General features: G+C 40.4%; 25 protein-coding genes. 9 read left to right on the forward strand and 16 right to left on the reverse strand.

From position 1 onward, the window contains the following. Positions 1–22: 22 nt before the first annotated feature. The 4 genes from AC25Y5_RS07555 to rpmG form a co-directional block, all read right to left on the reverse strand. The gene (locus AC25Y5_RS07555) at positions 23–1915 is read right to left on the reverse strand and encodes an LTA synthase family protein (protein ID WP_482101807.1); all 1893 of its coding nucleotides are present in this window, start codon (positions 1913–1915) and stop codon (positions 23–25) included. 137 nt (positions 1916–2052) lie between these two features. Next, a complete protein-coding gene (locus AC25Y5_RS07560) occupies positions 2053–2241 on the reverse strand; it encodes a YqgQ family protein (protein WP_482101808.1) in 189 nt (62 codons plus the stop codon). Next, positions 2238–2819 carry a 5-formyltetrahydrofolate cyclo-ligase gene (locus tag AC25Y5_RS07565; RefSeq protein ID WP_488139781.1) on the reverse strand — a complete coding sequence of 194 codons (582 nt, stop codon included), beginning with the start codon at positions 2817–2819 and terminating at the stop codon, positions 2238–2240. The genes AC25Y5_RS07560 and AC25Y5_RS07565 overlap by 4 nt, the downstream gene beginning before the upstream one ends. A gap of 62 nt (positions 2820–2881) precedes the next feature. Further along, positions 2882–3031 (reverse strand): 50S ribosomal protein L33, encoded by a 150-nt coding sequence (rpmG, locus tag AC25Y5_RS07570; RefSeq protein ID WP_179391711.1) that lies wholly within the window; start codon positions 3029–3031, stop codon positions 2882–2884. 171 nt (positions 3032–3202) lie between these two features. On the opposite strand from rpmG, the gene AC25Y5_RS07575 reads away from it, so the two are divergent. Beyond that, positions 3203–3565, forward strand: coding sequence for a hypothetical protein (locus AC25Y5_RS07575; RefSeq protein ID WP_488139782.1), 363 nt, complete (start codon positions 3203–3205; stop codon positions 3563–3565). Then, complete coding sequence (locus tag AC25Y5_RS07580; protein WP_488139783.1) at positions 3562–4053, forward strand: hypothetical protein; 492 nt, start codon at positions 3562–3564, stop codon at positions 4051–4053. Before AC25Y5_RS07575 ends, AC25Y5_RS07580 begins: the two co-directional genes overlap by 4 nt. A gap of 40 nt (positions 4054–4093) precedes the next feature. On the opposite strand, the gene AC25Y5_RS07585 is transcribed toward AC25Y5_RS07580, so the two are convergent. From AC25Y5_RS07585 to AC25Y5_RS07600, 4 genes are all read right to left on the reverse strand, one after another. Then, positions 4094–6244, reverse strand: coding sequence for a peptidoglycan D,D-transpeptidase FtsI family protein (locus AC25Y5_RS07585; protein WP_488139784.1), 2151 nt, complete (start codon positions 6242–6244; stop codon positions 4094–4096). Positions 6245–6367: 123 nt separating this feature from the next. Next, positions 6368–6970 (reverse strand): superoxide dismutase, encoded by a 603-nt coding sequence (locus tag AC25Y5_RS07590; protein WP_488139785.1) that lies wholly within the window; start codon positions 6968–6970, stop codon positions 6368–6370. A gap of 99 nt (positions 6971–7069) precedes the next feature. Continuing rightward, positions 7070–7552: a DUF456 domain-containing protein gene (locus AC25Y5_RS07595; protein ID WP_488139786.1), complete on the reverse strand. Its 483-nt coding sequence runs from the start codon at positions 7550–7552 to the stop codon at positions 7070–7072. Between the two features lie 23 nt (positions 7553–7575). Then, positions 7576–9207 (reverse strand): Na/Pi cotransporter family protein, encoded by a 1632-nt coding sequence (locus AC25Y5_RS07600; RefSeq protein WP_488139787.1) that lies wholly within the window; start codon positions 9205–9207, stop codon positions 7576–7578. Positions 9208–9391: 184 nt separating this feature from the next. On the opposite strand from AC25Y5_RS07600, the gene AC25Y5_RS07605 reads away from it, so the two are divergent. The 4 genes from AC25Y5_RS07605 to AC25Y5_RS07620 all read left to right on the forward strand — a co-directional run bounded on the left by AC25Y5_RS07605 (position 9392) and on the right by AC25Y5_RS07620 (position 12062). Further along, positions 9392–9895, forward strand: a complete 504-nt coding sequence (locus AC25Y5_RS07605; RefSeq protein ID WP_488139788.1) for a DUF1189 family protein — start codon at positions 9392–9394, stop codon at positions 9893–9895. Between the two features lie 45 nt (positions 9896–9940). Next, positions 9941–10276, forward strand: a complete 336-nt coding sequence (locus tag AC25Y5_RS07610; protein ID WP_482101817.1) for a hypothetical protein — start codon at positions 9941–9943, stop codon at positions 10274–10276. A gap of 86 nt (positions 10277–10362) precedes the next feature. Then, positions 10363–11487, forward strand: a complete 1125-nt coding sequence (ispG, locus tag AC25Y5_RS07615) for a flavodoxin-dependent (E)-4-hydroxy-3-methylbut-2-enyl-diphosphate synthase (RefSeq protein ID WP_482101818.1) — start codon at positions 10363–10365, stop codon at positions 11485–11487. Beyond that, a complete protein-coding gene (locus tag AC25Y5_RS07620) occupies positions 11484–12062 on the forward strand; it encodes a 5' nucleotidase, NT5C type (protein ID WP_488139789.1) in 579 nt (192 codons plus the stop codon). Before ispG ends, AC25Y5_RS07620 begins: the two co-directional genes overlap by 4 nt. 52 nt (positions 12063–12114) lie before the next feature. Here AC25Y5_RS07620 and AC25Y5_RS07625 read toward each other — a convergent pair whose 3' ends face one another. The 3 genes from AC25Y5_RS07625 to AC25Y5_RS07635 are packed head-to-tail and all read right to left on the reverse strand — an operon-like array spanning position 12115 to position 14161. After that, entirely contained in the window at positions 12115–12531 is a 417-nt protein-coding gene (locus tag AC25Y5_RS07625) for a Fur family transcriptional regulator (protein WP_482101820.1), read from the reverse strand. Next, the gene (locus tag AC25Y5_RS07630) at positions 12528–13394 is read right to left on the reverse strand and encodes a metal ABC transporter permease (protein WP_482101821.1); all 867 of its coding nucleotides are present in this window, start codon (positions 13392–13394) and stop codon (positions 12528–12530) included. Before AC25Y5_RS07630 ends, AC25Y5_RS07625 begins: the two co-directional genes overlap by 4 nt. Then, complete coding sequence (locus AC25Y5_RS07635) at positions 13391–14161, reverse strand: metal ABC transporter ATP-binding protein (RefSeq protein WP_488139790.1); 771 nt, start codon at positions 14159–14161, stop codon at positions 13391–13393. The genes AC25Y5_RS07630 and AC25Y5_RS07635 overlap by 4 nt, the downstream gene beginning before the upstream one ends. Positions 14162–14263: 102 nt before the next feature. Between AC25Y5_RS07635 and AC25Y5_RS07640 the strand changes: the two genes are divergently transcribed. Then, positions 14264–14512 carry a hypothetical protein gene (locus AC25Y5_RS07640; RefSeq protein ID WP_482101823.1) on the forward strand — a complete coding sequence of 83 codons (249 nt, stop codon included), beginning with the start codon at positions 14264–14266 and terminating at the stop codon, positions 14510–14512. Positions 14513–14582: 70 nt separating this feature from the next. Here AC25Y5_RS07640 and AC25Y5_RS07645 read toward each other — a convergent pair whose 3' ends face one another. Next, a complete protein-coding gene (locus AC25Y5_RS07645) occupies positions 14583–15488 on the reverse strand; it encodes a deoxyribonuclease IV (RefSeq protein ID WP_482101824.1) in 906 nt (301 codons plus the stop codon). Beyond that, the gene (locus AC25Y5_RS07650; protein ID WP_482101825.1) at positions 15485–16780 is read right to left on the reverse strand and encodes a DEAD/DEAH box helicase; all 1296 of its coding nucleotides are present in this window, start codon (positions 16778–16780) and stop codon (positions 15485–15487) included. Before AC25Y5_RS07650 ends, AC25Y5_RS07645 begins: the two co-directional genes overlap by 4 nt. A 112-nt stretch (positions 16781–16892) precedes the next feature. Between AC25Y5_RS07650 and vrrA the strand changes: the two genes are divergently transcribed. Both vrrA and AC25Y5_RS07660 read left to right on the forward strand, forming a co-directional pair. After that, positions 16893–17321 carry a VrrA/YqfQ family protein gene (vrrA, locus tag AC25Y5_RS07655; protein ID WP_488139791.1) on the forward strand — a complete coding sequence of 143 codons (429 nt, stop codon included), beginning with the start codon at positions 16893–16895 and terminating at the stop codon, positions 17319–17321. A 63-nt stretch (positions 17322–17384) separates the two neighbouring features. After that, positions 17385–18362 (forward strand): 4-hydroxy-3-methylbut-2-enyl diphosphate reductase, encoded by a 978-nt coding sequence (locus AC25Y5_RS07660; RefSeq protein WP_482101827.1) that lies wholly within the window; start codon positions 17385–17387, stop codon positions 18360–18362. A gap of 42 nt (positions 18363–18404) precedes the next feature. Here the strand turns inward: AC25Y5_RS07660 and AC25Y5_RS07665 are convergent, their stop codons facing one another. The 3 genes from AC25Y5_RS07665 to cccA form a co-directional block, all read right to left on the reverse strand. Next, a complete protein-coding gene (locus AC25Y5_RS07665) occupies positions 18405–19523 on the reverse strand; it encodes a Nif3-like dinuclear metal center hexameric protein (protein WP_488139792.1) in 1119 nt (372 codons plus the stop codon). Continuing rightward, the gene (locus AC25Y5_RS07670) at positions 19520–20218 is read right to left on the reverse strand and encodes a tRNA (adenine(22)-N(1))-methyltransferase (protein ID WP_488139793.1); all 699 of its coding nucleotides are present in this window, start codon (positions 20216–20218) and stop codon (positions 19520–19522) included. Before AC25Y5_RS07670 ends, AC25Y5_RS07665 begins: the two co-directional genes overlap by 4 nt. 124 nt (positions 20219–20342) lie before the next feature. Continuing rightward, positions 20343–20717, reverse strand: a complete 375-nt coding sequence (gene cccA, locus AC25Y5_RS07675; RefSeq protein ID WP_482101830.1) for a cytochrome c550 — start codon at positions 20715–20717, stop codon at positions 20343–20345. Positions 20718–20755: the final 38 nt, after the last annotated feature.

The following is a 20755-nucleotide window of genomic DNA, read 5'->3' on the forward strand; positions in this document are numbered from 1 at the left end:
TCCGTGCAGATCCAATTCACTTTTATTCTTTACTATTTACTGCAGGTAAATTTGTCTGTTCATCTTTAAATCTAAGTAAGTCTCCGTTAATAATCATATCCGAATAATTAAGCTCAGTCATAGCACGTTCAATAAACGGCTCACACTCGCTTATATCAGTTTCCTCTTCGGTTTCACTATCATAACAAACCTCTTGCGTATAGACATTTTTATCAGTTACAAAACGTCCATCACGGAAAATTGTAAATGGTTCATGACTTGGAGAGAAGATGTCAGCACCAAGTTGCATATCATCCTTGGTATCTATACCCATTAAGTGAAGAATTGTAGGTTTCAAGTCTACTTGTGATGAAACTTGGTCAACTGTTTTTCCTTTTCCATGACCCGGAATATGGATATACAGTGGAACCCTTTGCAGTTTCGCATTATCAAAAGGTGTAATCTCTTTATCTAAGTACATTCCCATTGCCTTATTATGATTTTCGGAAATGCCGTAATGATCGCCATACATGACGATAATTGAATTATCATACAAACCGTTTGCTTTCAAGTCATCGAAGAGAACTTTGATAGCCTCATCCATATATCGCACGGCTTGGAAATATCTATTCAATGTAGCTGAATTGGATGTATACTCTGGAATAAGTTTATCTTCTTCATCCAATGTGAATGGATGGTGGTTAGTTAATGTAAGCAATCTCGAATAGAAAGGCTGCGGCATATCTTTCATAATGTCCACTGACTGTTCTAAGAATGGTATGTCTTTCATACCCCAGTTGACTGCTTGCCCCTCACCCACACTGTAACTTTCTAAATCATAGAATTTATCGATTCCTAGAGAGTTATACATGATATCTCTATTCCAGAAACTCCGATTATTTGCATGCATTACATTTGTGAAGTAATCTTCTTCGCCAAGTCTTTCGGCCATTGAATTGTACGTATTTCCGCTATTCGTGAAGAATACTGCGCTACCATTTCTAGGGTAAAGTGAATTTTCAAGAATGAACTCTGAATCCGACGTCTTCCCTAAACCGGTGTTATGATAAAACTCAGGAAAATAGAATGTATCAGGATCCTTCGATAATTCGTTTAAAAATGGTGTAATGACATGTCCATCCATCTCTTCATTAATGACAAACGACTGTAAGGACTCTAGAGAGATGGCAATTACATTACGACCTTCCGCAGCACCAAACATCTCTGGATCGGGAGCAGCGTAGTTCGCATTAATATAGTTACTTACTTCGACAAGTTCACTGCCATCTGCAAGCGCACGTTGAGCGTGGGTCTTGGACTGAATGAACAAATCATAAATATGGTAGTTATACGTTCCGATATTTTTCACGAGAAGTTCTCTATCAAAACTACGTGTTAATAATTGTGGTCTTTCCATTTCGGCTAGGCCCAAATTCACCATCATAATTGCAGCTGACATGACAAAGTAAAGTTTGCGTGCAATTTTACTTCGTTGTTCAACGCTATTATTTTTCGGAATAAAGCGGATTGCCAACAAGATGATTAGCACGTCCGTGAAAAAAAATATATCCGTTGCATGAATATTGGCAGTAACCGATGATGTAAGATCACTGAAGTTACTCGTTTGAAATAGAACAGGTACAGTAATGAAGTCATTAAAGAATCTATAAAAAACTGCATTACTAAACATAATAATTGAAGTTAACATACTTACTGTAAGTAAATAGAAGTTACGTCTTTTCGTACTCTTGATGAATAGTGCAATGCCATATACGAATAGAAGAAAACTAAGAGGATTCAAAAACAGAATGAATTCCTGCATCATATTATCGATTTTCATATTAAAACTTGTAATATAACCGAAATATGTTGTTAACCATGTTGCGACAATTGCGACGATGAGTACGGAATGTTTAGGCCATACTATTTTTTTCATTCCTTCTCTTCCTTTCAAAAAAGTTGATATAAAAACAAGTCGTTCTTAATCTTACTACATTTTAGACGTTGTAACTGAACAATAGTTTCACAATGCGTTGAAAAAAGTTCATGAGAATGATATTCCCAGTCCCTATTTCATAATTTAGCTGCTTCTTGACGTAATATGAGGATAGCTTTCAAGTAGTCTTCCTTCATCAGGAGTCCACTTTCGTATAAGTCCTTTACTTCGGATTGTACAAAATCAATATCATCAATTTTATTTCCTGTATAGACATATATGCCAAATCGCTTTAGTAATTGGAGGACCCCATAAAAGTCTTTCACTCACAGTCTCCTCCATTTTGGCTGATGATAACCTTTTCTTCGGTAAAAATTTTACTGACAGGAACATCGTGGGATTCAATAGGGACCTCTTGACCTGTCTGGCATAAAAATGCCAATGATAATGTAGCACCTTTAAAATCGCTCATGTAACGGTCATAATAACCCCCACCAAAACCAATTCTGTAACCCTCATCGGAAAAAATTACGCCGGGTACAATTTGCAAATCAATTTCATGTTTTGCAACAGGAACCGTTTCTTCGATAATTGGTTCCAAAAGATTGACATAGACCGTTTCTAAACTGTTGAACGTAGTAATAGAACGAAAATCCATTTCACGGGTTGCATGCAAACATTTAGGTACAGCAATTCGTTTCCCAGTTTTCCAAGCCGCTTCGATAAGCGCACGTGTGTCCACTTCGGGATAACGAGAAATCGTTATCCCGATTGTGCTCGCACTTTGAAATTCATCCGATTCAAGTACTTTTTGAGTAATTTCCAACGACTTCTTTTTGTGATCTGCGTTGCTCATATTATTCAATGTAACTATCATTTGTCTCCTCAAAAAATCTTTACTCAATTTTCTTACCCCCAGTTCTGAAATGAAAAGACCAAAACCGATGAAGGTTTTGGTCTGAGCGATTATTTCGTTTCACGATGCAAAGTTTGTTTCTTTTCACGTGAGCAGTATTTTTTCATTTCAATCCGTTCTGGATTGTTACGCTTGTTTTTCTTTGAAATATAATTGCGCTCACCGCATTCTGTGCAAGCAAGTGTAATATTTACGCGCATTGTTGGTCCCTCCCACTCATCAGGAATGTAAAATTTTATATGAGCATGATTTATACGACTAATTAAGTGTACCACATCAGAAGTATATGTCCACTAGAAAGATTGAAATTACCATAACGAAATGCATATGGTAAAATGGTAGCAAAAGAAGCAAGCAAAGGAAGTGATGAAATGGACATTCCGATAATTCTTCTTGTTATTGGACTTATAAGTATACTGGCATCATTTTTTATCGGTAATTCCGCGTCCCACTATGCGGACGAATTGGAGAAAGTTTCAATTAGTCTCCACCAAGAAACGAATAGCCTAAAAAAAAGAGTTAAAACTATCGAAGAAGAGTTAATGATTGGTGCCGGTTCTCTCCCTTCAAGCAATACAGCTAAAAAGCAAACAAAACCAGTACATGAAATCATCGTTAACCAAATCTTGTCTTTACATTCCCAAGGATATTCCGTTAATGATATTGCTAATCGCTCTTCCTTAACAAACGGAGAGGTAATGACAGTATTGCAATCTAGAGGTGTGGTTTCATGATAAAGGATATGTTACGCATACTCGGGACCGCGTGTATTCTCGCCGGAGGGATTCTCTATTTCATCAACGAAAGCGAACGCATAACTCCTTCCAAAGCACAGCAATCGCAAAGTGAAGTCGTAGAACTTCGAGAGGAACTCGCCAAAACAAAAGAACTATTAGCTATCGCTCAAACCATATCAACCGTTAAGGAGCCTGACCTAGCGAAGAATGAGGAGAAAGTGAATGACAAGCAAGATTTTGTAACTGAAAGTAACTCCACAACCACAGACACTGCTATCAGGACAATCTTAATGATTGAATCGGGTTCGAATTCTGCAATCGTCTCAGCTGATTTGGAAAGAATGGGTATTATAGAAGATGCATCCATATTTGATGCCTTTCTTGCTGGTAATGGGCTAACGGGTAAAATTCAGATTGGTGAACATAAAGTAGATTCGTCAATGGATTTCCATGCTATTGCTAAAGAAATAACGACTGTAAAATAGAAAGTAGGGAAACCATTTTTCTGGCTTCCCTACTTTCTTTCTATTTACCAGTTTCCACTTCAGGTGCCTGGATGATTGGTTGAGTTACGCTTGGTGTGATTCCTTCTGAAGCCCTTGTTGCCTTCAGAGTGAAATATTTGTCCACAGCTTGCTGAATAATTTCATTCTGCGCATATGGATAGCTTCTCTGATTTGTCGATATGTTAGGAATTATGATTGCATATGCAATTTCAGGGTTTTCAAAAGGGGCAAAGCCGACATGTGATAAATTGATTGTCGGTTTTCCTGAACTGAATGCTTGTGCGGTTCCCGTCTTCCCACCGGCATCATAATCTTTTCCAGCAAAGAGATTCCTGGCTGTCCCGTTTTGACCGTAATAGACATAGTGCATACCGCGCTTCACTTGGTTGATCTCCGCTTCGGTATTTTTTATTCTATTTAAAACCTTAATGTCCGTCTCCTGAATAAGAGGGCCTAGAGTTTTTCCATCTTCAGAAGGTTCGCGAATCTCCTTAAGTACCTTAGGAGCTATCCGATAGCCGCCATTTGCGATCGTAGAGACAAACTGGGCGAGCTGAAGTGTTGAATAAGTATCGAACTGCCCAATGGATAAATCCATTAAAATACCTATTGAATTACTATCGCCAATCAGGCCGCCTGACTCACCCGGTAAGTCAATACCGGTTTTTGTCCCAAGTCCGAAAGATGCGAATGATTGTCGAAACGTATCAAATGCATTTGCTCTAATACGTGCCGAATCTTCAGAACTATAGTTAGAATTCGCCAAGGCCAATGCAATACGGAACATATATACGTTTGAAGACCTACCGATTGCTTCAATATCATTTACAGCAACCCTACCGTTTTGATTAAACAGTGATCTTTTTGTAAAACCACCGATTCTAATTGGTTCATCTATCTTCGTTTCGCCGATACGTGCCACATTTTCCTGATACCCCGTTAGAAGCGTCGCCATCTTGATTGTTGAACCCGCTTCATGGAGTGCAGTGAACGTACCAAATGCATAATCCCAAATTTCGAGCTTACCTGTTTCTTTATTAGTAACGACTTGCTTTCCAACAAGTGAAAGAACCTCGCCATTATTAGGATTCATCATAACTAAGAAAGCCTTTTCCAGTTCCCCCGAATTTGGTCCCCTTTTCAATTCCAAAAGTTTATCAGACACAACTTTCTCGAGTTCCTGTTGCAGTTCACTATCAATCGTTAATATTAAATCCTTACCGGGTTCGCCTTCGTTTATTGTCTTTGTTTCGACGACACGGCCGCTGCGGTCTTTAATATTCTTTACAATTGTTTTCTGTCCTTTTAGCAGTTCTTCATAATATTGTTCGATGTAACTTCTTCCAACCCTGTCATTCCTGGAGTAATCTCTTGCCAAAAAGTAATCTTCCCTTGATTTCGGAATACCTTCAATCGGACTTGTAGTTGATCCGAGGATCGTATTATCCGATTTCTTAACTCTTTCCCAGTCCGTCGTTGTATCGACACCTGGCAATTCTCCAAGGCGCTCGGACACTACTGCGAATTCCTCTTCCGAGACATCTCCACTTTTAACGATTTGCGGAGAATAAGCATAACCTGACATCATTTCCCTGTAAATCGCCAACACCTCAAGATCTTTTTCAGAGAAAGAATCTATTTCCTTTTTCGTAACTCGTTCTCGTGTAAGTCCATTTATCTTCCGCTGAACTTCCATTCGTGAAAGTGAACTATCCTTCTGAAGCGTCATCAATTCTTTTTCAGAAACTTTTTTAACTGCTTCTTCGGGATGATTTAATATCCAAAAGTCCCTTTTATCGCCCATTGTTATCCTTTTTGTATCTTGTTCAATCAAGTCGGATAGTTTTTTAGCGATATTCAGCATTTCTAGCGAACTGGTAGATGTCGTCTTCGTATATGTAATGGCATTTTTCGGATCATTATCAACTAGGACATGCCCCATTCTATCAAATAACCTGCCCCGAGGTACGCTTGTATTAACGGCGATTTCTTCCGTTCTTTCCAGCGCACGGGAATAATCTTCACCTTTGACGATTTGTAAATAGCCAAGACGGAAAATTAACATTGAAAACAGGATAAAAATAGAAAAGAATAGGAAGTTCATCCGAAAAGCGATATGTTTCCGTTGGCGTATTTTAGCTTGATCCGCCTTACCTATCTTCTTTTTCATATTGTCCTCCTTTCTCCGTTTATCCATGTTGAATTATAACATTCAAAAATGGAAAAGCACACATCTTGACGAACAAGATGTGTGCTTGGTTCCTTTTCATCGAAGAATTAAGTAGAATAAAAATTAATTACTGAAACGTTTTGCTACCGCATCCCAATTAACAACATTCCAGAATGCTGAAATGTAGTCAGGACGACGATTTTGATAGTTCAAGTAATATGCATGCTCCCAAACGTCAAGACCAAGAAGAGGCGTTTTACCTTCCATGATTGGTGAATCTTGGTTTGGAGTTGACATGATTTCAAGCTCTCCGCCGTTTAGTACAAGCCATGCCCATCCAGATCCGAAACGAGTTGCCCCTGCTTTAGCAAACTCTTCCTTGAATGCATCAAAACTACCGAATTTCTTATCTATCGCTTCCGCTAGTGCACCTGAAGGATTACCGCCGCCTTCTGGTGAAAGTAGTTCCCAGAATAGTGAGTGGTTCGCATGACCTCCGCCATTGTTGCGGACAGCAGTACGTTTGTCTTCTGGAACTGCATCAAGATTCGCAATTAGATCTTCGATTGATTTGTTTAAAAGTTCTTCATTTCCTTCTAGAGCGTTATTCAAGTTCGTCACATATGCATTATGGTGTTTCGTGTGGTGAATGTTCATCGTTTCTTTGTCAATGTGTGGTTCTAGTGCATTTTCTGCATAAGGTAGTTCTGGTAGTTTGTAAGCCATTTGTACATTCCTCCTCGAGAGATTCATAAATACGTTACGCAATCAACATTAGCAAAATTATTGAAAACGTTCAAACAAAATGGACTATTTCATCATTTTTTATCTAACATAGAATACAAATACAGCAATCATAATAACCATAACTAGCCCTTTTGTCACCACTGAAGTTAAAAATCCGACTAGCGAACCGATACCCGTTTTTACCGCCCGCTTCACTCCCGAGCGCGATACGGCGAGTTCTGCAATGACTGCTCCTAGAAATGGGCCAATTAAAATACCCGCAACCGGAATAACAAAAGGACCGATTAAAAGTCCGATTGTACTTCCCCACATACCAGCCTTAGAACCACCGAATTTTTTCACACCGACGAGATTCGACAATGTATCTGCACCGAACAACAAGATAACGAACAACACTTGAATAATCCAAAACCAAATAGTCATTCCGGCAAATGTATCGATAATTCCATATAGAAGGAACCCCCCAACTATGAAGAGGGCTGACGGAATGATTGGATATACGAGTCCGGCAAAAGCAATAATAAACATAGCAATCGCAATAATCCAACCTACAAACTCCATAAATTCATCCCCCTAAAAAACGATTATGCTCTATTTCCAAGAATTGCTTCCGCGATATTCACAGCATGGTCACCGACTCGCTCTAAATTAGATACAATATCGACAAACACCATTCCCGATTGCGCTGTACAACGACCCTCATTTAGCCTTAAAATGTGATTCTTTCTGAATTTCCGTTCCATCCTATCAATGAGAACCTCTTTTTCAGCCACCATTCTCGCCAATTCAACATCATTCGAGTTAAGTGATTCAACGGCTTTTTGAACTGTTTCAATCGTTAATGTGAACATTTCAGTTAAGTCACTCATTGCGTCAGCTGTCAGTTTAACTCGGTTTACATCGCGGAAATCAATAAGTTCCACAATGTTTTCGAAGTGATCACCTATCCGCTCAATATCCCGTACTGTATCCATAAGCATAAAGTGACGTGCAGATTCTACCGGCGAAATACTTACTGATGTAATCTCAACTAAATAATCCGTAATTTTACGATCAAGGTTATTGATGGCATCTTCTATCTGATATGCCGTCTCCGCATGTTTTTTATTGCCTGTTTTCAAATACTCAAAAGACTCTTGCAAACCACGCACACTAAATTCACCCATTCGAATGATTTCTTCTTTCGCTTGACCAATTGCAACAGCTGGTGATTGTTCTATAAAATGCCTGTCCAGATGTTTCGGTTTGTACTCGATCGTAACATCTTCGCCGGGAATCAATTTTGTAACCAACCAAGCCCAAGCTCCAATTAGAGGAAACTGAATAATTGTATTCGCAATGTTGAACGAACCGTGCGCAAATGCGATTTGCATTTTATTTTCAAGGTTGAGTACATCTGATATCCACACTACATATGCCGTAAATGGTACCAGTAACAACATAAAAATAATTGTTCCAACAATATTGAACAATACATGTGTAGCAGCTGCACGCTTCGCCGCTACTGATGCGCCGATTGACGCAAGAACTGCTGTTATTGTCGTTCCAATATTATCACCAAATAAAATTGGTAGTGCTCCGTGGATGTCTACGAGATTTTCAGCATAAAGCCCCTGTAAAATCCCAACAGTAGCACTCGAGCTTTGAACAATTAGTGTAAATACCGTTCCGACAACTACACCTAACATTGGTTGGTCACTCATAGAAACCATAAGATCCGTGAATGTTTCCAATTCCCTGAGGGGCTTCATACCTCCACTCATTAGTTCAAGTCCCAGGAATAGACCTCCAAAACCAAAGATGACTTCACCCATGTTTCTAATTGAGCTCTTTCTAATGAAAAAGATTAGAAATGCACCAACAGCCATAATTGGAAGTGCATAGGCCCCTACATCTAATCCGATGATAAAAGCTGTAATCGTTGTCCCGATATTTGCGCCCATTATCACGCCGATCGCTTGACGAAGTGTCATGAAACCGGCACTGACGAGTCCCACCGTAATGACAGTCGTACCTGAACTCGACTGAATCAAGACTGTGACAATAATTCCGACCAGCACGCCCATGAACGGATTCGTCGTGAAACGATCAAGAATTGCACGCAATCTATCTCCGGCTGCTTTTTGAAGTCCGTCTCCCATATACTTAATTGCGAACAAGAAAATACCGAGTCCGCCAAGAAACTGGAACAACATCTCCTGCCAGTTAACTTCCATTATGAGCCGACCTCCATTTTACTTTATATAGTGCATCTTATTATGAGAATAGCTGTACCGAATTGTAAATAGAAGTGATGCAATCTTTACATTCCCTTTACAATCGATTTACAAAGTGTCATCATTCTGTCAGGTATTGTTTAGGCTAAAATGATAGAATTATAATAGATGAGGGAGGTTGAAAATGAAGTTCCATCAGCTATTTAAAGCATCCTTACATGAACCAAAGAAACTTGCTGCATTCCGCTTACTTCCGATTGGCAAGGTGTTCGGCTATATATTCATTTTTGTTGCTATTTTTACAACCTTCTCATTCATACGTTACCTGGGAGGGAACGAGGTTCTCTTCGAGGCCTCACCCGAACAATTGGAACACGGTGAAACAATTGGCGGACTGGTGTATCCAATGGCTTTCCTGCTCCAACTCGTCATCAGCACTTCCTATATATTCCTCAGGGTTAGTCTTTTTGGATTAATAGGAATAATTGTGTTGAAACTGATGAAAAGACGTGGTGAGTATCGTCATATGTGGAGAACTTCTGCTATTGCGATTACCTTACCAATTCTTATGACGATAGGACTCGATTTCTTGCCTGCACTAAAAACCTTCAGTACAGTAATCACATTTTCTATTCATCTAGCATATATCGCAGCGGCGGCTAAGTATTATCCAAAAATAACTAGATGAATATTCCCCTCTTACGTGCATATAGTGGCGGAAGGGGGAATTTCCATGAGAATACTACTACTCGCAGTTTTACTTTTCGTAACGTTCCATTTCATCCGAATTGATTTAGTGGAAGGCACTATCCCACTCGCTTCTTTTAAGAATGAACAAAAACAATGTGAAGAAGAAAAAAGTACATCCATAACTGTTACGACAGTTGCTGGGGACACTATTGAAACGCTATTTGCACTTTACCCGGATACTGAATCCAGTTTCATCGATAGGTTGTCTTCCTTCTATTCCTTTAATCCTCATCTTCAAAACCAGCAGATTATTGGCGGAGAAAAAGTTGTTCTACCACTATCCAGCTTGCTAACGGAGAAGTGTGCAGGTTCTAATTGATAAGGGTTGTCCCTTGTCTTTTTGGCATGAAGATTGCTAAAATAGTTATAGTTATAAGGCTAATTGCCAACTAAGGAGAGAAACAAATGAGTGCAATGATAAATAGAAAGAACACACGTCCCGTAAAAGTCGGTAATTTGACTATCGGGGGGAGCGATGAGCTATTCATTCAAAGTATGACGACTACCAAAACGCATGACATTGAAGCTACAGTAGCAGAAATTTTGCGCTTGGAAGAAGCAGGGTGTCAAATCGTACGAGTTGCCTGTCCGGACGAACGTGCAGCTTATTCAATCGGTGAAATAAAAAAACGGATTAACATTCCTCTCGTTGTCGATATCCATTTCGATTACAAGTTGGCGTTAATCGCTATTGAACAAGGTGCCGATAAGATTCGCATCAATCCTGGAAATATCGGTAGACAAGCCAAAGTCGAAGCAGTCGTCAACGCTGCAAAGGCAAAAGGCATTCCTATTCGAATCGGTGTTAATGCCGGTTCACTTGAAAAGAAAATTCTTGAAAAGTACGGGTATCCAACTGCTGATGGTATGGTAGAAAGCGCTTTGCACCATATCAAAATTCTTGAAGACCTCGATTTCCACGACATCATTGTGTCATTGAAAGCTTCAGATGTAAATTTAGCGGTCGAGGCCTATCAAAAAGCGGCGGCAGCATTCGACTATCCATTACACCTGGGCATCACGGAGTCTGGAACACTATTTTCAGGGTCTATTAAAAGCTCTGCCGGTTTAGGTACACTTCTATCCGCAGGCATTGGCAACACGATGCGAGTCTCATTAAGTGCTGATCCTGTTCAAGAAATCAAAGTAGCTCGCGAATTACTAAAAATATTCGGTCTTTCTTCCAATGCAGCAACACTTATTTCATGTCCAACCTGCGGAAGAATTGAAATCGACCTCATTACCATAGCAAATGAAGTAGAGGAATATATTTCACATATTAAAGCCCCACTAAAAGTTGCAGTTCTCGGCTGTGCAGTAAACGGTCCCGGCGAAGCACGTGAAGCCGATATTGGAATTGCAGGAGCACGTGGTGAAGGTCTCCTCTTCATGAAAGGGAAAACGGTTCGAAAAGTTCCAGAAGCAACTATGGTGGAAGAATTGAAAATTGAAATAGACAAACTCGCAGAAGAATATTTCGAAAAGAAAAGACAAGAAGAACTTCTCATACAAGCTGAGAAAGTCGAATGAGAAACCTTCGCTTCGGCATTGATATCGACGGTACAGTAACTTGCCCTACTTCTTTACTGCCACATATCAATGAGCAATTCGGATGCAATCTTGTTCTAGATGATATAAAAGAATATGATCTGACAAAAGCATTTCCGGTTGATGAAAAAATCTTCTTCGAGTGGTATAAAGGAGCCGAAACGAGCATTTACGAAACTTCTCCTGCGCAAAAATACGCTAAACAAGTTTTGACCGATTGGAAAGCAATGTTCGAACTTTATTACATTTCAGCAAGGGGTCATCAAGTATATGATTCCACACTTGATTGGTTCAAATTGCAGGATATTCCTTACGATCATATCGAACTCATCGGTAGTCACAATAAAATTGCAACAGCGAAAAAGTTTGATGTTCATGCATTTTTTGAAGACAAGCATGACAATGCAGTTGAAATTCATGAAGAGCTTGATATTCCAGTCATATTATTCGATACACCGTATAATCGGAATCCCACTCCCGATGGTGTCATCCGAGTTTATGACTGGCAAGAAGCAAATAATGTTATCAAACAGCTATTCCCAGTTTTGATAGCTTAAATCGAATATAAAAACGGTGTGAATCTCTATTAAAAGAGATTCACACCGTTTTCTAGTTTATGACACATAATGGACATTTGCCGTATATCTCAAATTTATGCCCTTCCACTTCATAGTCAGGTAAATTGACAGTAATCATCTCCATGGGGCAATGTGTTATGCTTCGTGTCTTTCCACATGTTGTACATATAAAGTGATGATGATGAACGCCCGGATCACACTGCATTCGGAAGTGCCGGTCTCCATTTAAATCGGTTTCTTCTAGTATACCTAGTTCTGAAAAGGTTGATAAATTACGATAAATTGTATCGAAGCTAATTCCAGGATTATCGTCTTCCATAAAGTTTTTAACTTCCAGAGCTGTTAAATAACGATCATTTTCAGAGAATAACTGTAATATGGTATCTCTATTTTTTGTTCGTTTAAACTGTTTTTCCTGGAGAAGACGCCAAGCCTCATCAAGTGTCATACCAATTCCTCCTTAACCGCATGGGCATTGCGCCCTCCCTGTATTTTCTTCCAAACAAGAACGACTAATAGAACCAGTACTGACGTAACGACAATTGTTCCCCCCGGGGCGATATCAAGATGATACGCGGAAATAAGTCCAATAATAACAGCCAATTCGCCAAATATAATTGAATAGATCATCGCACCCTTAAAGCTTTTTGCGAGTTGAATTGCCGATGCCACTGGAATCGTCATGAGCGATGAGACTAACAAGATACCAACAATCCGCATCGAAGCCCCAATGACAAGAGCCGTTATAATCATGAGGATCATTTGGATATACCGTGAATTAATACCTGAAACCTTTGCATACTCCGCATCGAATGATAAGACAAATAATTCCTTATACAGAAAACGGATATATAATACCACGATGATTCCAATAACGACAACAACAAGTAGGTCCTGTCTGCTAACCGCCGAAACGGAACCGAATAAATAGCCGATTAAATCGGAGCCGAACCCTTGCGATAATGAAATGAAAATTGCTCCGACCCCTATCCCCGCAGACATGATAACCGGAATAGCTAGTTCCTCATAATGACGATATGCACCTCTTAGTTTTTCAATTAGCAACGATCCGCCCACAGCGGATGCAATCCCAAAGTATACAGGGTTCAATGCACTGAAAAACAGCACCTGCTGGCTCAAGTAAAGGCTTCCGGCGATTCCAGCAAGAGCAACATGGCTAAGTGCGTCGGCGATGAGTGAAAGCCTTTTGACGACGATAAACAAGCCAAGTAAAGGAGCAATAACTCCGATGATTAATCCGGATAAGAATGCATTCTGTAAAAACTCATAGGATAAAATATCATTAATCATCGTTTTACCTCATTCGTTTGCTGGTGAACGCGTCGAACAGGGTGGCCATACCATCTTGAAACGTCTTCGTCTTCCATTTTTTTATAGTCTGATTGTCTGCCATGAAAATGAATCGACCGATTTAAACAGGCTACATGCGTTGCGAGATCCGTCACGAGGTCAATTTCATGTGTTACAAGCAAGATTGCTATTCCATGCTCACGGTTTAGTTTATTAAGCATAGAATAAAACGATGCCACATTCTGTTGGTCAATTCCAACAGTGGGTTCATCCATAATTAGAAGATCCGGCTCCCCTGCAAGCGCTCTTGCTATAAAAACACGCTGCTGTTGGCCACCAGATAATTCACCCATATTCCGACCGACAAAACGATCCATTCCAACGATGCGAAGTGCTTCCAATGTTCGGTGCTCATCTTTTTTCGAAAAACTCTTGAACAATCCTACTTTTCGAGTCAAACCACTGCGCACGACTTCACGGACTGTCGCCGGAAAACCAGAATTGAATGAATTAGATTTCTGTGAAACATAACCAATTCGTTCCCGGTGTCTAAATGAATTTATATCTGCACCAAACAATTTTATCGAACCACTGGATGGCTGTAATAGACCAAGAATAATATTGATTAGAGTTGATTTACCGGACCCATTTGGTCCTATCAAGGCCCAAAATTCCCCTTCTCCTACTTCGAGAGAGATTTGATCAAGAGCGATTGCCTGCTCATAACTGAAACTGACATCGTCCAATTGAATAATGTTATTTGTCATTTTACTATTCCTTTCTCGAAACAGGAATCATTACGATTCACTCGTCAAATTATAAACTATTGCACGAGGGGATACAACTATTTAAGAAAGAAGGAATCAATAATGGATTATGTTCAACTATTAAATGAAGTGAAGACACGTAGCGATGCTGAAGTCAAAGTCATTGCAGGACAATATGGTATCGATCTTTCAAAATCAGAAATTAGGGCGCTTCGCCCTTTACTGGATGAAATTTCATTTCATTGGCTATTCACAGGTGTCCCTGAAACGTTCATTAATAAAGTTAGAATCGTTATAGGTGATAAAAAAACAGAAATACTATTCAAGAAATATTTAGACTCCACCCAGTGAAAAAACGTAAACACCCTTATACACTAAAATCCCGCCTGCACTTTGTAACTTTGCAGGCGGGATTTTCTTATTAGACTCTTAATAAGTCAATTACATCAGGCTGAAATGATTTCGCTTTAAACATTTCTATTTCATATTTATAAGGCGCAGTTTTCTTTTTAGGATCAACACCTACAAATGGAGTTTCAAGAATTTTAGGCACCGTCTGGAATCCCTCGTGGTGCACGATATAAGAAAGAGGTTCGAAACCGATATGACCGAATCCGATATTTTCATGCCGGTCTTTCATTGCCCCTCGCTCATTCTTACTATCATTTACGTGAATGACTGAAATTCTATCCATTCCAACTATCTTATCGAACTCCATTAGCACACCTTCGAAATCATTTACGATATCATACCCAGCGTCATGGACGTGACAGGTATCGAAACAAACAGATAAACGTTCGTTATGTGTCACACCGTCGATTATTGCAGCTATCTCATCAAAACTACGGCCACACTCAGTCCCCTTACCCGCCATCGTTTCGAGGGCTATGCGAACTGGGTAGTCTTGTGAAAGCACTTCATTTAATCCTTCAATAATTTTTGCAATTCCTAGATCTACACCTGCTCCGACATGCGCGCCTGGATGTAGAACAATTTGGTCAACGCCAAGTGCAGCTGTCCGTTCAATTTCACTTTGTAAAAAATCAACACCGAGTCTGAAAGTTTCAGGCTTAAACGTATTCGCTATGTTGATGATATACGGAGCATGGACGACGATATTAGACTGTCCATTTTCCTCCATATTTAGATGACCTGCTGCAATATTCAGATCCTCAATCGGTTTTCTCCGCGTATTTTGCGGTGCACCGGTATAAATCATAAATGTAGTTGCTCCGTAACTTGCAGCTTCCTCACTCGAGCCCAGTAGCATTTTACTACCACTCATCGAAACATGGGAGCCAAGCAATAATGGTTTATCATTTATCATTTTTTACGTTTCAATCTCCTTTCCCTCTTTTTAAAACTTTCAACTTGCTGAGCCATTTTCTTCTTATAGCCAGGTTTTACTTTCGATGGCTTTGGTACGAACGAAATTGCTTTGCGGTCAATATCGTCTGTTTCCTTAACTCTATTTCTTCTTGAATGGCGTTCTTTTACTTCAACCCATTCACCATTTTTCACTTCTTCATGGACAAATGGAATACCCATCTTTTCAATTCTAACTACTTTGTCGTCCTCAGAAGGTTCATATAATGTAATTGCTGTCCCCTTAAGCCCTGCTCGTGCAGTACGACCCACGCGGTGAATGAAAAACTCAAGGTCATCAGGAAGTTCAAAGTTGATTACATGGCTGACACCCGGAATATCAATTCCGCGCGCTGCAAGATCTGTCGCTACTATATATTGGAATTCAAGATCACGAACCTGTTTCATCATCCGTGTCCGTTCGCGCGGTGTTAAATCTCCATGAATTCTTCCGACTTTAATGCCGCTTTCTGCAAGGAAAGTTGCAAGTCCTTCAGCATTTTGTCTTGTATTCATAAAGATAATTGCCAAATAGGGATTAATCCCCTCCATTACTTGCAACAATTTCTTTCTTTTGTTCATACCGCGAACAGGAACGAGAGAATAGCGCATCCCTTCCGTCAATGGTTTACGTTCACCAATTTTCACATGAACAGGTGACTCCATATATTTCGTAAGGAACGGTTTTAATTTCTCTGGAATCGTAGCAGAGAAAACATACATTTCCAATTTAGCGGGCATTTTCGATGCAAACTTATCGATATCCTCGATAAAGCCCATATCAAATGCAAGATCCGCTTCATCGATAACTAAAATTTTTGCAGTATGGATAGCAAGAGCTCCATTTTCAGACATATCACTGATTCGCCCTGGTGTTCCAACGATAATATGGGGATTTGATTTTAGTTTCCCAATTGATCGTTGCTTGTCTGTACCACCTATGAGTAGTGAAGTACGTACTTCAGTACCTTCAGTCATCTTAGCAAGCTCATTGAACAGTTGAGTTGCAAGCTCTCTTGTTGGTGCGGTGATGACTGCTTGCAATTCATCAACAGATACATCTGTCCGTTCCAATATTGGAATGAGGAAACTATGTGATTTACCTGTCCCTGTATGTGCTTGTCCAATCGCATTTGTCCCTTTCAGGATAAGCGGTATAATTTCCTTTTGAATCGGTGTCGGATTCTCAAAGCCGAGCCTCCCGATTGCTTCCCGTATAAACGGTTTAAATTGATAATCTGTAAATTTAGACATTCGTAACCCTCCTAATGTACACCTATTGTAACATGATTTCGTTCCGCCGTATGCGATTTTCGCATAGTATACTATGTGAAAGTTCATTCTGATTTATTGAAAGGAGATAATTATGAGGTATGAGTCCTTTTATCCATTTGCGCGACAACAACCGCCACCCCATCCAATGGGACAATCGGGCTTCGGACAGCCCCCTCGAGTGGCACCGCCACAAGCACACAGACAACCATTCATGAATGGTCCGTCGAACAATCCATTTGGCGGTCCGATGCCTGGCCCAGGGACGCAACAAGGGCCATCAAAAATGGAGGCATACATGCAAACGGCTAATCGTTTCCTAAACACTGCTCAGCAATTCGCACCTGTCGTCCAGCAGTTTGCGCCGATGGTTCAAAACTTGCCCGCGATGTGGAGATTATACAAAGGCTTTCAATCGCTCCCACCCGCAGGCGGAACGGCATCTACACCAACAAGGGCAACAGTTGCGAATGTCGCACCCGGCCCATCTGTCCCCCGAATATTTCAGCCGCCCATTCGATAATTTTGAAACAGCAGCCCAACTCCGCTATAATGGTGGTAGATCCTATTAGAGGAGTGAGTCTGTATGAAAGTATTAAAGATTACCCCTAGAGGCTACTGTTACGGGGTTGTCGATGCAATGATCATAGCAAGAAATGCGGCACTCGACAAAACATTGCCGAGACCCATTTATATACTCGGAATGATTGTTCATAACAAACATGTTACGGATGCCTTTGAAGCAGATGGCATCATAACACTCGACGGAGAAAATCGTTTGGAGATTCTCGAGAAAGTCGAAACAGGGACAGTAATCTTCACAGCACACGGTGTTTCACCTGAAGTGCGTGAACTAGCGAAAAGAAAAGGCCTTGTTTCGATTGATGCGACTTGTCCGGATGTAACTGTAACGCATGATTTAATCGGAGAAAAGACTGCGGAAGGATACGATATCGTTTATATCGGTAAGAAGTATCATCCCGAGCCGGAAGGTGCAATTGGCGTGGCCCCCCATGCTGTGCATTTAATTGAATCGATTGAAGATGTGAATAACCTGGAGCTCGAGACTACTAAATTGCTCGTTACAAACCAGACAACCATGAGCCAATGGGACGTCGTTCACATTATGGACGCACTTAAGGAAAAATATCCACATATCGAAGTTCATAAAGAAATTTGCCTAGCTACACAAGTTAGACAAGAGGCTGTTGCACAACAAGCAGGGGAATCTGAGCTTCTCATCGTCGTTGGGGATCCTAAAAGTAATAATTCGAACCGTCTAACACAAGTTTCCGTTGAAATTGCCAACACACCTTCATATCGGATTTCCGATGTTTCCGAACTTGATGTAAAATGGTTGGAAGGTATCAAGACTGTTGGTGTCACAGCTGGTGCCTCGACGCCAACATTGGTCGTCCGTGAAGTGATTGCATTTTTAGAAAACTTCAATCCTGAAGATCCATCTACACAAATTCCAGAACGCAAATTTCCACTGGAGAAAATTTTACCGAAAATCAAACATCCTACACCTGTCATACGAATTGAACCATATGCAACAACCTAAAGAAACCGGCCTCCGTAGTAAGAGGCCGGTTTTTATTGTTCTTTACATGAAAATGAATGGCTCCGTGATGATTTCTGATTGAAGATATGTAACATCGTATCCAGCTTCTTTACTCGCATTTTGCATGTGAACTGCAACCCCTTCAATCATGATCTTCTCAATATTATGACCTGGGTCTATAACCGCTAAATTCATCGCTTGTGCATCATGAGCTATATGGTAATTCAAGTCTCCGGTTACAAGGACATCTGCTCCACTGTACTTAGCAGCAGTTATATATTTGTTACCGTCCCCGCCAAGAACTGCTACCTTTTGAATTTCTTTTTTTGGATCACCAACGAATCGAAGTGCAGGCACAGCAAAAATACTTTTCACTTGTTCCGCAAAATCTGTAAGCGTCAATTTTGTTGGTAGTTTTCCGATTCTCCCTAGACCATATTCGGTCCCTGGCTGATCAAGTTCAAAGAAATCATACGCTGGCTCTTCGTAAGGATGGGAATTAAGCATCGCCTTTAGCACCTTACTTTTGAGTGGTCCTGGCACAACAACCTCGATCTTAACTTCCTCAACTTCTTCCCCTTGGCCGATTACGCCAATAAATGGATCCGCCCCTTTTGTTGGTCTGAAGCGGCCAATTCCGGGTGAACTGAAACTGCATCCGGCATAATTCCCAATTGCACCCGCACCAACCTTTGCCAACGCATTCCTAATCGCGTCCGCATGGCTCTCTGGACTGAAGACGACTAGTTTGTATAATGACTCAACAGATGTTGGTTCAACGATTTTCGTGTCAACTAAACCTAGTTTTTTCGCTAACATATCGTTCACTCCGCCAGGTGCGATGTCGAGATTAGTATGTGCCGCATAAACGGAAATATCATTCTTAATACACTTTTCGAACATTCTACCTTGGGGTGTGTCCGTTAAAAGTCTCTTTAATGGCCTGTAAATCGGTGGGTGGTGCGCAATGATAAGATTTGCGCCTTTTTGGATTGCTTCGTCTACAACTTCCTCATTTACATCCAGTGTGATGAGGACTTTTTCTACCAACCGGTCTAACTGTCCGATGTGCAGGCCAACCGGGTCCCCTTCCACCGCAAAGCGTTTCGGAGACCATTTTTCAAAAAGCTCTATAATTTCATTACCGTTCACTTTTTTCATTTAGTTAACACCTTCCCAACTAATTCGATATGGCTTCTCAATTGTTCTTTTTTCAACCTAACCGCATCTGTTTCCGTTGCATTTTCGAGCGAATCAAGCACACGATTCCATTCTGATAACTCGATTTTCCATTTTTCAATGAATACATCCGTTTTAGATATGAGCAGGATGGGTCCCGCCATCATTTCCAATTCACTATACGTAGTTCTACCTTTTTCCAACACGAGAATTTCGTATATTTTTCCATCTTCTTTTAAAATATGTTCATCAACAACTTTCCAATCATTGGATACTGCCCATTCACGGACTGCCCTCGCATATATGTTGGGCTGTGCGATGATTCGATTTACATCAAAAAGGCGATCTTTGCCGTTTTCTAAAATAGTGGCTATTAGTGGGCCTCCCATTCCAGCTATCGTCACCGTATCAACCCCATCATTTTCCTCTATGGCAAATAAACCATCTGCCAAACGAATAGAAATAACATCCAATAGATTTTCTCTCCGTACATTGCTAACGGCGGATTCATATGGCCCTTTAGCTACTTCACCTGCAATTGCCTTTTTTGCCATCTTTGAATGGATTAGAAAACAAGGCAAATAAGCATGATCACTGCCGATATCCGCAACAACTGCTCCTTCCTTAACGAAAGAAGCAACCGACATCAATCTGTTCGATAATCGTTCGGAATTCATTACATCCACATCCTTCCTTAAAATAGTGTCTACAATATTAACCATTTTACACGATACACAAATAGAAAGAGCCATCAGTCAACAAAAACTTCTGCTGACTGACAGCTCCTTGCAAATTCAAGAATTATTTAAGTGATAAAATGTAATCCGCCATTGCATCTAGCTCGGCATCGTCTTTAACTAGTCCTCCCGGCATTCCGCCGTCAGTACCATGTAATATCACGTCTTTAAGTTCATCTTTAGATAGACTAGTTCCAGCCAACGCTGGTGCCATTCCACCTGTTAGATCTCCACCGTGACAACCGATACATTTCCCTTGAGCAACTGCTTCAGCATCAAAATCGGCTGTGTCTGCTGGTGCGACTTCTTCAGTTGCCCCATCTTCACCTTGTTCAGCAATTTCTTTTTTCTGATCAAGTCCGTAAAGAGACATGAAGAAAATTAGACCAATTCCAAGTGCGAAAATTAAGATATAAGGTACTATTGGATTTCTACTCATTAAATTACCCTCCTTTATCAGGATCTATTCTGTAATGA

The organism is Sporosarcina sp. Y1011 (assembly GCF_057669885.1).

What these genes read in the sequence shown, in the direction of transcription:
- AC25Y5_RS07555 (WP_482101807.1), bottom strand. Translation starts at nt 1,915, where the DNA reads ATGAAAAAAATAGTATGGCCTAAACATTCCGTACTCATCGTCGCAATT.
- rpmG (WP_179391711.1), bottom strand. Translation starts at nt 3,031, where the DNA reads ATGCGCGTAAATATTACACTTGCTTGCACAGAATGCGGTGAGCGCAAT.
- AC25Y5_RS07575 (WP_488139782.1), top strand. Translation starts at nt 3,203, where the DNA reads ATGGACATTCCGATAATTCTTCTTGTTATTGGACTTATAAGTATACTG.
- AC25Y5_RS07580 (WP_488139783.1), top strand. Translation starts at nt 3,562, where the DNA reads ATGATAAAGGATATGTTACGCATACTCGGGACCGCGTGTATTCTCGCC.
- AC25Y5_RS07585 (WP_488139784.1), bottom strand. Translation starts at nt 6,244, where the DNA reads ATGAAAAAGAAGATAGGTAAGGCGGATCAAGCTAAAATACGCCAACGG.
- AC25Y5_RS07590 (WP_488139785.1), bottom strand. Translation starts at nt 6,970, where the DNA reads ATGGCTTACAAACTACCAGAACTACCTTATGCAGAAAATGCACTAGAA.
- AC25Y5_RS07595 (WP_488139786.1), bottom strand. Translation starts at nt 7,552, where the DNA reads ATGGAGTTTGTAGGTTGGATTATTGCGATTGCTATGTTTATTATTGCT.
- AC25Y5_RS07600 (WP_488139787.1), bottom strand. Translation starts at nt 9,207, where the DNA reads ATGGAAGTTAACTGGCAGGAGATGTTGTTCCAGTTTCTTGGCGGACTC.
- AC25Y5_RS07605 (WP_488139788.1), top strand. Translation starts at nt 9,392, where the DNA reads ATGAAGTTCCATCAGCTATTTAAAGCATCCTTACATGAACCAAAGAAA.
- AC25Y5_RS07610 (WP_482101817.1), top strand. Translation starts at nt 9,941, where the DNA reads ATGAGAATACTACTACTCGCAGTTTTACTTTTCGTAACGTTCCATTTC.
- ispG (WP_482101818.1), top strand. Translation starts at nt 10,363, where the DNA reads ATGAGTGCAATGATAAATAGAAAGAACACACGTCCCGTAAAAGTCGGT.
- AC25Y5_RS07620 (WP_488139789.1), top strand. Translation starts at nt 11,484, where the DNA reads ATGAGAAACCTTCGCTTCGGCATTGATATCGACGGTACAGTAACTTGC.
- AC25Y5_RS07625 (WP_482101820.1), bottom strand. Translation starts at nt 12,531, where the DNA reads ATGACACTTGATGAGGCTTGGCGTCTTCTCCAGGAAAAACAGTTTAAA.
- AC25Y5_RS07630 (WP_482101821.1), bottom strand. Translation starts at nt 13,394, where the DNA reads ATGATTAATGATATTTTATCCTATGAGTTTTTACAGAATGCATTCTTA.
- AC25Y5_RS07635 (WP_488139790.1), bottom strand. Translation starts at nt 14,161, where the DNA reads ATGACAAATAACATTATTCAATTGGACGATGTCAGTTTCAGTTATGAG.
- AC25Y5_RS07640 (WP_482101823.1), top strand. Translation starts at nt 14,264, where the DNA reads ATGGATTATGTTCAACTATTAAATGAAGTGAAGACACGTAGCGATGCT.
- AC25Y5_RS07645 (WP_482101824.1), bottom strand. Translation starts at nt 15,488, where the DNA reads ATGATAAATGATAAACCATTATTGCTTGGCTCCCATGTTTCGATGAGT.
- AC25Y5_RS07650 (WP_482101825.1), bottom strand. Translation starts at nt 16,780, where the DNA reads ATGTCTAAATTTACAGATTATCAATTTAAACCGTTTATACGGGAAGCA.
- vrrA (WP_488139791.1), top strand. Translation starts at nt 16,893, where the DNA reads ATGAGGTATGAGTCCTTTTATCCATTTGCGCGACAACAACCGCCACCC.
- AC25Y5_RS07660 (WP_482101827.1), top strand. Translation starts at nt 17,385, where the DNA reads ATGAAAGTATTAAAGATTACCCCTAGAGGCTACTGTTACGGGGTTGTC.
- AC25Y5_RS07665 (WP_488139792.1), bottom strand. Translation starts at nt 19,523, where the DNA reads ATGAAAAAAGTGAACGGTAATGAAATTATAGAGCTTTTTGAAAAATGG.
- AC25Y5_RS07670 (WP_488139793.1), bottom strand. Translation starts at nt 20,218, where the DNA reads ATGAATTCCGAACGATTATCGAACAGATTGATGTCGGTTGCTTCTTTC.
- cccA (WP_482101830.1), bottom strand. Translation starts at nt 20,717, where the DNA reads ATGAGTAGAAATCCAATAGTACCTTATATCTTAATTTTCGCACTTGGA.